General features: G+C 60.5%; 13 protein-coding genes. 8 read left to right on the top strand and 5 right to left on the bottom strand.

Going from position 1 to position 12,468, the window contains the following annotated elements; all coding sequences use genetic code 11:
* Positions 1-65: 65 nt before the first annotated feature.
* Entirely contained in the window at positions 66-1,064 is a 999-nt protein-coding gene (locus PMI30_RS22560; RefSeq protein ID WP_008007391.1) for a hydrolase, read from the top strand.
* A 3-nt stretch (positions 1,065-1,067) separates the two neighbouring features.
* Positions 1,068-1,898 carry an AraC family transcriptional regulator gene (locus PMI30_RS22565; protein ID WP_008007389.1) on the top strand — a complete coding sequence of 277 codons (831 nt, stop codon included), beginning with the start codon at positions 1,068-1,070 and terminating at the stop codon, positions 1,896-1,898.
* 201 nt (positions 1,899-2,099) lie between these two features.
* On the opposite strand, the gene PMI30_RS22570 is transcribed toward PMI30_RS22565, so the two are convergent.
* Both PMI30_RS22570 and PMI30_RS22575 read right to left on the bottom strand, forming a co-directional pair.
* Entirely contained in the window at positions 2,100-2,954 is an 855-nt protein-coding gene (locus PMI30_RS22570; protein ID WP_008007387.1) for a sulfurtransferase, read from the bottom strand.
* A gap of 57 nt (positions 2,955-3,011) precedes the next feature.
* A complete protein-coding gene (locus PMI30_RS22575) occupies positions 3,012-3,683 on the bottom strand; it encodes a TetR/AcrR family transcriptional regulator (RefSeq protein WP_008007386.1) in 672 nt (223 codons plus the stop codon).
* Positions 3,684-3,829: 146 nt separating this feature from the next.
* Here PMI30_RS22575 and PMI30_RS22580 point away from each other — a divergent pair, with 146 nt between their 5' ends.
* The 5 genes from PMI30_RS22580 (at position 3,830) to PMI30_RS22600 (ending at position 8,581) form a co-directional block, all read left to right on the top strand.
* Positions 3,830-5,260: a coniferyl aldehyde dehydrogenase gene (locus PMI30_RS22580; RefSeq protein ID WP_008007384.1), complete on the top strand. Its 1,431-nt coding sequence runs from the start codon at positions 3,830-3,832 to the stop codon at positions 5,258-5,260.
* A gap of 28 nt (positions 5,261-5,288) precedes the next feature.
* On the top strand, positions 5,289-5,834 hold the full coding sequence (locus PMI30_RS22585; RefSeq protein WP_008007382.1) for a hypothetical protein: 546 nt from the start codon (positions 5,289-5,291) through the stop codon (positions 5,832-5,834).
* A gap of 156 nt (positions 5,835-5,990) precedes the next feature.
* Entirely contained in the window at positions 5,991-7,586 is a 1,596-nt protein-coding gene (locus tag PMI30_RS22590) for a GMC family oxidoreductase (RefSeq protein WP_008007379.1), read from the top strand.
* A gap of 115 nt (positions 7,587-7,701) precedes the next feature.
* On the top strand, positions 7,702-8,181 hold the full coding sequence (coaD, locus tag PMI30_RS22595) for a pantetheine-phosphate adenylyltransferase (RefSeq protein ID WP_007897855.1): 480 nt from the start codon (positions 7,702-7,704) through the stop codon (positions 8,179-8,181).
* Positions 8,182-8,329: 148 nt separating this feature from the next.
* Positions 8,330-8,581, top strand: a complete 252-nt coding sequence (locus tag PMI30_RS22600; RefSeq protein ID WP_003195146.1) for a YfhL family 4Fe-4S dicluster ferredoxin — start codon at positions 8,330-8,332, stop codon at positions 8,579-8,581.
* 126 nt (positions 8,582-8,707) lie between these two features.
* Here the strand turns inward: PMI30_RS22600 and PMI30_RS22605 are convergent, their stop codons facing one another.
* From PMI30_RS22605 to PMI30_RS22615, 3 genes are read right to left on the bottom strand one after another with little or no spacing between them, the layout of a single operon-like run.
* Positions 8,708-9,031 carry a multidrug transporter gene (locus PMI30_RS22605; protein ID WP_008007378.1) on the bottom strand — a complete coding sequence of 108 codons (324 nt, stop codon included), beginning with the start codon at positions 9,029-9,031 and terminating at the stop codon, positions 8,708-8,710.
* A gap of 54 nt (positions 9,032-9,085) precedes the next feature.
* The gene (mutM, locus tag PMI30_RS22610) at positions 9,086-9,898 is read right to left on the bottom strand and encodes a bifunctional DNA-formamidopyrimidine glycosylase/DNA-(apurinic or apyrimidinic site) lyase (protein WP_008007376.1); all 813 of its coding nucleotides are present in this window, start codon (positions 9,896-9,898) and stop codon (positions 9,086-9,088) included.
* Between the two features lie 30 nt (positions 9,899-9,928).
* Complete coding sequence (locus PMI30_RS22615; protein ID WP_162130601.1) at positions 9,929-10,741, bottom strand: HDOD domain-containing protein; 813 nt, start codon at positions 10,739-10,741, stop codon at positions 9,929-9,931.
* A gap of 342 nt (positions 10,742-11,083) precedes the next feature.
* Here PMI30_RS22615 and PMI30_RS22620 point away from each other — a divergent pair, with 342 nt between their 5' ends.
* Positions 11,084-12,280, top strand: coding sequence for a class I SAM-dependent rRNA methyltransferase (locus PMI30_RS22620; RefSeq protein WP_008007372.1), 1,197 nt, complete (start codon positions 11,084-11,086; stop codon positions 12,278-12,280).
* The last annotated feature ends 188 nt before the right edge of the window (positions 12,281-12,468 follow it).

The raw sequence follows: 12,468 nt of genomic DNA, 5'->3' as shown, positions 1-12,468 counted from the left end.
GTAAAAACGGTGCGAAGCTCAGTCAGTTAACGCTGCGGGTAAGCACCGCTGCATCGAGAGCAATCGTGTCCCATCTGCCAGAACGCTTCACCCCCGCCTACGGCCTGGGCAATCCGCACTTACAAACCTTGTGGGGACCGCTATGGCGCAAAACCACGCACCTGGATCGCGAGCGCGAACGCTTATGGCTCGAAGATGGTGATTTCCTTGATCTGGACTGGCACGGCCCCCACAGCGCGAATGTGCCACTGGTGTTGGTGCTGCACGGCCTGACCGGATCGTCGAATTCGCCTTACGTGGCCGGCATGCAGAAGGCGCTGGGCGCCCGGGGCTGGGCCAGTGTCGCGTTGAACTGGCGAGGCTGCTCCGGCGAACCCAATCTGTTGCCGCGCAGTTACCATTCCGGGGCCAGTGAAGATCTGGCCGAAACCATCAAACACCTGCGCTCCCAACGCCCCCTCGCGCCGCTGTATGCGGTCGGTTATTCCATGGGTGGCAACGTTTTACTCAAGCATCTGGGCGAAACCGGCAACAACAGCGGCGTACTCGGCGCGGTGGCGGTGTCGGTGCCGTTTCGGCTCGATCATTGCGCCGACCGTATCAGCCAGGGGTTTTCCAAATTCTATCAAGCGCATTTCATGCGGGAGATGGTCGCCTACATCAAGAACAAACAGCGCAGGTTCCAGCATGAAGGGCATCAGGATGGCTTGGCGGCATTGGCGGCTCTGGGCTCGCTGGAGAATATGCGTACCTTCTGGGATTTCGATGGCCGGGTTACCGCACCGCTGAATGGTTTCGCCGATGCCGCGGATTACTATCGCCGCGCTTCGAGTCGTTATTTCCTTGGGGAGATTCGCACACCGACCCTGATTATCCAGGCGGCCGATGACCCGTTTGTCTTTCCTCATAGCCTGCCGCATGCCGACGAATTGTCCGCCAGCACTCAATTCGAATTGCAGGCCAAGGGTGGGCATGTCGGCTTCGTCGAGGGCTCGTTCCGGCAACCGGGTTACTACCTGGAAAGGCGCATTCCCCAATGGCTCGCCACCACAGGGCGCAAGTAAACCATGGGTTCGGATCAGGGCGAGTCGATTCACTTCTGGCAAACGGCGCCGTTGGCCGGGGTCGAGTTGTTGTCCGCACGCTACATCGAACACCGCTTCGCCCCTCATGTGCATGACGGCTATGTGATCGGCATGATCATGGCCGGCGCCCAGCGTTATCGCTATCGCGGCGCCGAGCATCTGGCGGGCAGCGGCACGCTGGTGCTGATCAACCCGGATGAACTGCACACCGGCCACAAAGGTACCGAAGACGGTTGGTTGTACCGGGCGTTTTATCCCGACAGCGGGCAGATTCTTTCACTGCTGGACGAGCTCGAACTGCCGACCGATACCTTGCCGGCGTTTGGCGCCACGTTGTATCGCGATCCGGATCTGGTGAAGGGGTTCTGCCAACTGCATTGTTTGCTGGAGAGTCCGTCCACGGCGCTGCAGCAGCAAACGGCCTGGCGGGAAATGATGCTGTCACTGTTGCAACGCCATGCAGCCGTCCCGACCGCCAGCAAACCTGGCAAGGAACACCGGGCGGTGACCCTGGCCAAGGAACTGCTGCAATCACGCTTGGCGGCGCCGCCCTCGCTGGAAGAACTGGCGGCGACGGTGAACCTGTCGCCCTTCCACTTCGCCCGGGTGTTCCGCAGAGCCACCGGCATGCCGCCACACACCTGGTTGATGCAGCAGCGCATCGCTCGGGCACGGGCGTTGTTACAGCGCGGCTGCCTGCCGCTGGAAGTCGCGACGCAACTGGGTTTTGCCGACCAGAGCCATCTGAGCCGGCAATTCAAACAGGTTTACGGCGTAGGACCGGGGGCGTATCGCAGCGCGCGGCAGCTGTGAAATCTCAAGAGCACCTTATTTACCATGTGGGAGCGAGCCTTTGTGGCGAGGGGGCTTGCCCCCGTTGGAGTGCGGAGCGCTCCCGGAGCCAGTGGATATGGCTTTTCAGTTAGACCGTATCGTCCCGATCTGCGACTGCTTTGCAGCCGAACGGGGGCGAGCCCCCTCGCCACAAAAGCCCGCTCAACAATGGATTGGGGATTATTCGCCGGTGGCGACGCCTCGCGCAGGATCGTTGATCCACTCGCTCCACGACCCGGCATACAACGACCCCAACGGATAACCCGCCAGGCACAGGGCGAACAGGTTGTGGCAGGCGGTCACGCCGGAACCGCAATACGCGACCAGCTCTGTCGGTGAACGATCACCGAGCTTCGCGGCAAACCGCTGCTTGAGCTGTTCGGCCGGCAAGAACCGCCCGTCGCTGCCCAGGTTATCGGTGAACGCGGCACATTGTGCGCCGGGGATATGCCCGGCAATCGGATCGATCGGCTCCACTTCGCCCTTGAAGCGCGGCAAGCCGCGGGCGTCGAGCAAGGTCAACGCGGGCTGGCCGAGACGTTGCTGGAGCTGTTGGGCGCTGAGCACCAACGAAGCATCCGGCGTCCCGGTGAAGGTGCCACGGGCAACCGACGGCGGATCAAGACTCAGGGGCAATCCGGCGGCGTGCCAGGCTTTCAGCCCGCCATCGAGAATGAACACGCCATCACGCTTGCCCAGCCACGCCAGCAACCACCAGGCCCGTGCCGCGTAGGCGCCGGGACCGTCATCGTACAAAACCACTTCGCTGTCGGCGTTGATGCCCCAGGCTTGAAAGCGTTCGATCAAGTCGGCGGGTTCAGGCAATGGATGACGCCCGGTAACCCCCTTGATCACTGTCCCACTCAAATCACGCTCCAGATCGGCAAAGCTCGATCCGGCAATATGCCCTTCGGCGTAGCTGCGCTGACCGTAATCAGGGTCTTCGAGGGCAAAACGACAATCCAGAATCACCAGCCCCGGCGTCTCCTTCTTCAAGTCCAACGCTTGCGGGCTGATCAGTTGCGCAATGGGCATAACGGGCTCCAGTGATTTTGTCGGTTTCAATCCTACTGCACTCTTTAATCCACTTCTCTATCCCACTTCTTCCAGCGCCTGGGCCAGCGGCACATAAAACTCTTCGAACAGTGCATTCACCGCATCGTGAGCTTGATCCGTGACGAACCCGGCCTCCAGCACCAGCACCTGATACACGCCCCGTTTGATCGCCTGTTCGCTCAAATGGTTGGAGTTTTCGCGCGTGGTGCACAGAAAGCGCACCCACGATGTGAGGATGATCCAGGCATTGAGGGTCAGGGATTCGATCTGGACCTTGTCCATGCACAGAATGCCGGCCTCGACGAAACCCGCGTAGATGTGCGTGCCCTGGATCAGGCAGCGCTGGGAAAAGCGCCGGTAACGGGCGGCCAGTTCGGGATCGCTGTCGAGCAAATGCTCGAGGTCGCGATGCAGGAAGCGGTAGCGCCACATGGCGGAGAGCAATTCCTTGAGGTAGAAGCGCTTGTCTTCGACTGTCGCGGCGCGCCCCTGGGGCGGGCGCAGGAAGCTGTCCACCAGGTTTTCGTACTCACTGAACAACACGGCGATGATCGCCTGCTTGTTGGGGAAGTGGTAGTACAGGTTGCCCGGGGAAATCTCCATGTGGGCAGCAATGTGGTTGGTGCTGATACTGCGCTCGCCCTGTTGATTGAACAGCTCCAGGCTGTTCTGCACGATGCGCTCGCTGGTTTTGATCCGAGGGGCCATGGCTTGAGCTTTAATTCAGAGTGCGATGAGGGGCATCTTACGACCTATCCGCGCATGGATAAAACAAAGCTGTGCCAGAGTGCCATTTGACTTTCTAGAGCATAGACTCTAGAAGGTCCCTCATTACAATAAATCCGGAGCCGACCATGCCTGCAGACATTGCCTACCTGAAGAACCTGCAGCAGCCTCTGGACGAACTCCAAACCCTGTTCGATGCTCAACGCACGGCGTATGCAGCCAACCCGATGCCACCCGCGGCTCAGCGCCAGCAATGGCTAAAGGCGTTGAAGGACTTGCTGAGCAATGAGCGCCAGGCCCTGATCGACGCCATCAGCCAGGATTTCAGCCACCGCAGCGCCGATGAAACCCTGCTCGCCGAACTGATGCCCAGCCTGCACGGCATTCATTACGCCAGCCGGCACCTCAAAGGCTGGATGAAAGCCTCGCGACGCAAAGTCGGCCTCGCCTTTCAGCCAGCGTCGGCCAAAGTGGTTTATCAGCCGTTGGGCGTGGTCGGGGTGATCGTGCCGTGGAACTACCCGCTTTACCTGGCCATCGGGCCGTTGGTGGGCGCGTTGTCGGCAGGCAATCGGGTGATGCTCAAACTCAGCGAATCGACCCCTGCCACCGGTTTGCTGCTCAAGGAATTGCTGGGCCGGGTTTTCCCCCAGGACCTGGTCTGCGTGGTGCTGGGTGAGGCCGATATCGGTGTGGCGTTCTCGCGGCTGCGTTTCGATCATTTGTTGTTCACCGGCGCCACCAGCATCGGCAAACACGTGATGCGCGCGGCGGCCGAGAATCTGACGCCGGTGACCCTCGAACTGGGTGGCAAGTCCCCGGCCATCGTTTCCCGCGATGTGCCGCTCGAGGACGCCGCCGAACGCATCGCTTTCGGCAAGACCCTCAACGCCGGGCAAACCTGTGTCGCCCCGGACTACGTGCTAGTGCCGGAAGACCGCGTCGGCTCTTTCGTCGAAGCCTATCGTCAGGCGGTTCGCGGGTTTTATCCGACGCTGGCCGACAACCCGGACTACACCGCCATCATCAACGACCGGCAGCTGGCACGGCTCAACGGCTACCTCAGCGACGCCACCAGCAAGGGCGCGCTGCTGATTCCGCTGTTCGATCAGGGCCAGGGCCGGCGCATGAGTCATAGCCTGCTGCTCAACGTCAGCGACGACATGACGGTGATGCAGGACGAAATCTTCGGCCCGTTGCTGCCGATCGTGCCATACAAGGATCTCGACGAAGCGTTTGCCTACATCAACCAACGCCCTCGCCCGCTGGCGCTGTATTACTTCGGCTACGACAAGCGCGAGCAAAACCGCGTCCTCCACGAAACCCATTCCGGCGGTGTTTGCCTCAATGACACCTTGCTGCACGTTGCTCAGGACGACATGCCGTTCGGCGGCATCGGCGCCTCGGGCATGGGCCACTACCACGGCCACGAGGGCTTCCTGACCTTCAGCAAGGCCAAAGGCGTGCTGATCAAACAGCGCTTCAATGCGGCAAAACTGATCTATCCGCCGTACGGTAAAGCCATTCAGAAACTGATCCAGAAGCTGTTTATCCGCTAACAATCATCACCGCCGGGTAATAACAATAATGAGCCCAAGCCTGTCCGACACACCCGCGCTGTCACGGCGCGGCCTGCTTAAATTCAGCCTCGGCGCCAGCGCTTTTCTGGCCACGGCCGGATTAGGCGCGAGCCTCAGCGGCTGCTCGTCGAGCAACCCTGCCAGCGGTTTCGCGATTCTGCGCAGTGGCGACCTGCTGTTTCTGCGGGCAGTGATTCCGGTGATGCTCGACGGCGCCGTGACCGTCGAAAAAATGCCGGCCGCAGTCGCCGAGACCTTGCACTGCCTGGATAACGGCCTGAATCACCTGTCGCCGGAAATGCTCAAACTGACCCGGCAATTGTTCGACGTGTTGGGGATGAGCATTACCCGCGGCCCACTGACGGGAATTTGGGGCAGTTGGGAAAACGCCAGCAGCGAACAGATCCGGCACTTTCTCGACCGTTGGGAAAACAGCTCATTGAGCCTGCTGCGCATGGGCCACAGCTCGTTGCTGCAAATGGTGATGATGGCGTGGTACAGCCGGGCGGAGTCGTGGGCGCATTGCGGGTATCCCGGGCCGCCTACGGTTTGAGACCGAGTCGACCCTATCGCGGGCAAGCCACGCTCCCACAGGTTTTGAGATGGACCACCCTTTTGTGAACGACTCAAACCCTGTAGGAGCGAGGCTTGCCCGCGAAGACGTCAGCCGCCTCACCACAGAACCCAAAATAATAAGAGAACCCCAAACATGCCCGTACCCGATCCGTTCCGCGAAGGCCTGGCCCGTGGCTGGAAAACCTACAACGGCGCCCGCCTGATCGAGGACCTGACCCTCGAAGCGGACGTGGCGATCATCGGCAGCGGTGCCGGCGGCGGGACCACCGCCGAAATCCTCAGCGCCGCCGGCTACAAGGTATTGCTGATCGAAGAAGGTCCGCTCAAGACCAGCAGCGACTTCAAGATGCTCGAAGACCAGGCCTACACCAGCCTCTATCAGGAAGGCATCGGGCGCATGAGCAAGGACGGCGCGATCACCATCCTCCAGGGACGGGCGGTGGGCGGCACCACGCTGATCAACTGGACCTCAAGCTTTCGCACCCCGGACCCGACTCTGGAACACTGGGCCAAAGAGCACGACGTCACAGGCCATACGCCGGCCGAGATGGCGCCCTGGTTCGAGAAAATGGAACAACGCCTGGGTGTCGCCCCTTGGATGGTGCCGCCCAACGCCAACAATGACGTCATCCGCAAAGGCTGCGAAAAACTCGGCTACGCCTGGCATGTGATTCCGCGCAACGTGCGCGGCTGCTGGAACATCGGCTACTGCGGCATGGGTTGCCCGACCAACGCCAAGCAATCAATGCTGGTCACGACCATCCCGGCGACCCTGGAAAAAGGTGGCGAGCTGCTCTATCTGGCCCGCGCCGAAAAGCTGTCGATCAAGGGCGGCAGGGTTACGGGGCTGCAATGCGTGGCGATGGATGAGCGTTGCGTTGCGCCCACCGGACGCACGATTACGGTCAAGGCGCGGCATTACGTGCTGGCCGGCGGCGGGATCAACAGCCCGGCGCTGCTGTTGCGCTCCGAGGCGCCGGATCCTCACGAGCGGCTGGGCAAACGGACTTTCCTACACCTGGTAAACATGTCCGCCGGGCTGTTTGATGAGGTGATCAACCCGTTCTACGGCGCGCCGCAGTCGATCTATTCCGACCATTTCCAGTGGCAGGATGGCACCACTGGCAAGATGTCCTACAAACTTGAAGTTCCGCCGCTGCATCCGGCGCTCGCCAGCACGTTACTCGGTGGTTTTGGCACGCAAAGCGCCCGGCATATGGAAAACCTGCCGCACACCCACGCCATGCTGGCATTGCTGCGGGATGGTTTTCACCCGGACAGCCCCGGCGGCAGCGTTGAATTGCGCGGTGACGGCACTCCGGTGCTCGACTATCAGGTTTCACCCTACGCGTGGGACGGGTTGCGCCGGGCTTTCCACAGCATGGCCGAGATCCAGTTCGCCGGTGGCGCCAACGCCGTGATGCCGATGCACGCCGACGCTCGTTACGTGAAAACCCTGGCCGAAGCACGCACGCTGATTGATGACCTGAGCCTTGAGTTGTATCGCACGCGCCTGGGCAGTGCTCATGTGATGGGCGGTTGTGCCATGGGTGAAGCCCCGAAAAACGCCGTGACCGACAGCCTCGGCCGACATCATCAACTCAACAATCTGTCGATTCACGACGGCTCGCTTTTCCCCACCAGCATTGGGGCAAACCCACAATTGTCGGTTTACGGACTGACGGCGCAATTGGCGACTTCATTGGCCGAACGTTTGAAAAACCCATGAAAACGCGGAATATTCCCATCGTCTATAGTGCTTTCTTACCCAACAGGCGACTTGGCCGACCGGGAAGGCTGCGATACCATCCGACTCCCCAACGGACTCCCGCCAGGACGACGCGATGAACCGAGTGTTGTACCCAGGTACCTTCGACCCTATTACCAAGGGCCATGGCGATCTGGTCGAACGCGCCTCGCGCCTGTTCGATCATGTGATCATCGCCGTCGCCGCCAGCCCGAAAAAAAACCCGCTGTTTCCCCTGGAACAACGTGTGGAGCTGGCCCGCGAGGTCACTAAACATCTGCCGAACGTTGAAGTCGTCGGTTTTTCGACGTTGCTCGCGCATTTTGCCAAAGAGAAGAACGCCAACGTATTCCTGCGTGGTTTGCGCGCGGTATCGGACTTCGAATACGAATTCCAGCTGGCCAACATGAACCGCCAACTGGCGCCGGATGTGGAAAGCCTGTTTCTTACCCCGTCCGAGCGTTATTCGTTCATTTCTTCGACGCTGGTGCGTGAAATCGCGGCCCTGGGTGGCGATATCACCAAGTTCGTCCACCCGGCGGTGGCCGACGCCCTCACCCTGCGCTTTAAAAAGTAGGAGCTGCCGAAGGCTGCGATCTTTTACGGCTACCGCAAGCTTCGATCGCTGCACTTGATCGCGCCCGCGTGCACTGCGGGCGCCAATGCGGCACAATTGTGCGCATTGATTTATTGCGCCCGGGCCTGCCGCCCCGGCTGGAGTTAGCATGTCCCTGATCATCACCGACGATTGCATCAACTGCGACGTCTGCGAACCCGAGTGCCCGAACGCCGCCATCTCCCAGGGCGAAGAGATCTACGTGATCGACCCGAACCTGTGCACACAATGTGTCGGCCACTACGACGAACCGCAGTGCCAGCAGGTCTGCCCGGTGGATTGCATCCCGCTGGACGAGGCTCATCCGGAGACTGAAGAACAGTTGATGGAGAAGTATCGCAAGATTACTGGTAAGGCTTGAGTCATTTGGCGCCTGTCAGGGCGCCTTCGCGGGCAAGCCTCGCTCCTACAGGTTCGAGTCGTAACCGACATCCGTGAATGACGGAGTTCTGTAGGAGCGAGGCTTGCCCGCGAAGCTTTTAGAGCTTCACTCCCGCTGCTCAAACCCCTCCCCGATACACCCCAGGCACCGCACAAATGCGGCTTTCGCCGGATCGACCACCAACGCCTGCCCCGCATCGCCAATACCGCCGCCCAGCGCGGTAAACGGCAACGACACCACAAACGCCCCGGCACCGATTACCGTCGCCACCACCAATAACGGTCGGGCAATCAGTAAATCGCCAAGCATGGCGTAGGCCGGCGGGTTCTGGATGGTGTAACGAGGATCGCCGCTGCCGTTCTCAGCCGCCAGCGCGGGCGCACCGACGCTCAGCAACAACGCAACGACAAGGGTTCGAAACAGATTCATGGCACGGTCCTTCGGCTAGGCAGTGAGAACACTGACTATAGACCGTAGCCGATATCAGCTCTGGCAGCGCGGACAAAAGACGCTGGCACGCTGCCCAAGCTTGACTTCCCGCAGCCCTGTGCCACAGACCTTGCAGTGTTCACCGCCACGGCCGTACACGAACAACTCCTGCTGGAAGTAACCCGGTTGACCGTCGCCGCCGATAAAGTCCCGCAACGTGGTGCCTCCGCGCTCGATGGCGAGGGCAAGGATGCGCTTGATCTCGATCGCCAACTTCAAATAGCGTGCCCGGGAAATGCTCTTGGCTTCGCGCCGAGGGTCGATGCCGGCGGCAAACAACGCTTCGGTCGCGTAGATATTGCCGACGCCGACCACGACCGCGTTGTCCATGATGAACGGCTTGACCGCCATGGAACGCCCGCGCGATTGCTGAAACAGCCGCTCGCCGTCAAACAGATCGGTCAACGGCTCCGGCCCGAGGCGAATCAGTAGTTCGTGATTGAGCGGGTCGAGGCTCCAGAGCATCGCGCCAAACCGTCGCGGGTCGGTGTAGCGCAGGGCCAGGCCCGATTCCAGTTCAATGTCCACATGCTCATGCTTGGCCGCCGGCATGCCGACTTCCACCAGCCGCAGATTCCCCGACATCCCCAAATGACTGATCAGCGTGCCGACTTCGGCGTTGATCAGCAGGTACTTGGCGCGCCGTTCCACCAGCACGATGCGCTGACCGGACAGCCGCACATCCAGGTCTTCGGGGATCGGCCAGCGCAGACGGCGCTCACGCACGATCACCCGGCTGACGCGCTGGCCTTCCAGGTGCGGGGCAATCCCGCGGCGGGTGGTTTCGACTTCCGGCAGTTCTGGCATGGGGCTCTCGAATCAGGCGAGGTTCGACACTCAACGAGTGGCGAGGTCGCGAATTTCTTGTTTCTGGGTTTCGAAATCGTATTCCGACAGACCAATGTAATCGAGCACAAGGGGCCCGACACTGTTCCATTCATGGTCTTCGGACTGGTTGCCCAGTACCCGGAAGGAAGCGCAAATGTGCTCGGCCATCTTCAGCAGCGCCAGCAGATTTTTCAGCGGCGTATTGCGAGCCGATTCATCGCTGAAAATGGCCAGGGCGTTGTGATGGTTGGCAATGGCCTGGGTGACATGTTCCGGCAGGCGCCAGGACTTGGCGGTGTAATACCCGACCACGGCGTGGTTGGTGTTGTATTTTTTGTTCTCGGTATCCACCACGCGGCATTCGGCGCTGGCATTGCCATAGGCCTGTTCCAGCACTTTCATGTAGTCGGGGAATTTCTTGAGCATCAACGGGATGCCGCAATCGTGGAACAGGCCCAGCGCATAGGCTTCATCACCGGCCTGGACACCGACGCGCTTGGCCAAAGTAAGGCACGTCATCGCCACGTCCTGCGCCGTGTCCCAGAAGCGGTTGAGGGTGACGATCGCCTCGTCGTTCAGTTCGCCCTTGATCGACTGCGCGTTGATCAGGTTGATGATCGAACGGCTGCCCAACAGGTTCACTGCCCGCTGGATCGCGGTGATCTTGTTACTCAAGCCGTAGTACGGCGAGTTGACGATTTTCAGCAAGGCGCCGGACAGGCCTGGGTCCTGGGAGATCAGCTTCGCGATCACCTCCAGGTCCGGGTCGGGCATGTATTGCTCCATCTGCAGATCCACCATGATCTGCGGCTGGGCCGGCACGCTGATGCCTTGCAGGGACTGTTGAATCTGTGCGGTCGTCAACTCTTGGGACATAAGTACACACTCCGGGTCAGGCGGGGATTCTAACCTTTAAGAAGATGGATCCGACACACCCGCCGGTATGTCATCGAAATTTCACAGGTGCGCTCCCTTGTGGCGAGGGGGTTTACCCCCGTTGGGGCGCGAAGCGGCCCTGGAAGGCTCAACAGACATACCGCGTTTGGCGAATCTACGACTGCTTCGCAGCCGAACGGGGGCAAACCCCCTCGCCACAGGTCTATCCGCCAAGCCGAGCCCTTGCGCAACACGCTATACTCCCGCTCTTTTTTCCGGAGCGACGTCATGTCCCTGCCTAGCCTGCGCCTCAAAGCCAACGCCGACCGTCGCCTGCGAAACGGCCACTTGTGGGTCTACAGCAACGAAATCGATGTAGCCGCTACGCCTTTGCACGGTTTCAAGGCCGGCGACCAGGCGATCCTCGAAGCCGCCAGCGGCAAGCCGCTGGGCATCGTTGCCATGAGCCCGAACAACCTGATCTGCGCCCGTCTGCTGTCGCGCGACATCAAGTTGCCGCTGGACAAGTCGCTGCTGGTGCATCGCCTGAACGTTGCCCTGTCCCTGCGCGATCGCCTGTTCGACAAGCCCTTCTATCGCCTGGTCTACGGCGACTCCGACCTGCTGCCAGGCCTGGTGGTCGACCGTTTCGGCGACATCCTGGTCGTCCAGATCGCCTCGGCGACCATGGAAGCTCACAAAGATGACGTGATCGCGGCATTGACCCAAGTGCTCAAGCCAAGCGGCATTCTGTTCAAGAACGACTCCGCTGCCCGTGATGCCGAAGGCCTCAACCGCTACGTCGAAACCGTATTCGGCCTGGTGCCGGAATGGGTCGCGCTGGAAGAGAACGGCGTGAAATTCGAAGCGCCAGTCATCCAGGGGCAGAAAACCGGCTGGTTCTACGATCACCGCATGAACCGCGCGCGCCTGGCACCTTATGCCAAAGGCAAACGCGTACTGGACTTGTACAGCTACATCGGCGGCTGGGGCGTTCAAGCGGCTGCCTTCGGCGCCAGTGAAGTGTTCTGCGTCGATGCTTCGACCTTCGCCCTCGACGGCGTCGAGCGCAATGCCGCACTGAACGGCGTCGCCGAAAAAATGACCTGCATCGAAGGCGACGTGTTCGAAGCCCTGAAGGAACTGAAGGCCAGCGAAGAGCGTTTCGACGTCATCGTGGCCGACCCTCCTGCCTTCATCAAACGCAAGAAAGACATGAAAAACGGTGAAGGCGCCTACCGTCGCCTGAACGAGCAAGCCATGCGCCTGCTCAGCAAGGACGGCATCCTGGTCAGCGCTTCGTGCTCGATGCACCTGCCGGAAGACGACCTGCAGAACATTCTGCTGACCAGTGCCCGTCACCTGGACCGCAACATCCAGATGCTGGAGCGCGGTGGTCAGGGCCCGGATCACCCGGTACACCCAGCGATTGCCGAGACTCGCTACATCAAGAGCATCACCTGCCGTCTGCTGCCAAACAGCTGAGTACGCTGGTTTGACGGGGAGCCGACAGGCTCTCCGTCAGCCGTTTCAACGCCACACCATCCACTCTTCAGCCTCTGCTTCTTACTCTTGCGGTCCTACTGACTTGCAGGACGTTTCCCTGCATCTTTTATTTAAAAGAATATAACTTACAAACTTGCGCCTACCGCCAGATCGCTCCGACAAAATTA

Source organism: Pseudomonas sp. GM50 (genome assembly GCF_000282375.1).
In the GTDB taxonomy this organism is placed as follows: Bacteria; Pseudomonadota; Gammaproteobacteria; order Pseudomonadales; family Pseudomonadaceae; genus Aquipseudomonas.
This window is presented reverse-complemented; position numbering and strand designations above follow the sequence as displayed.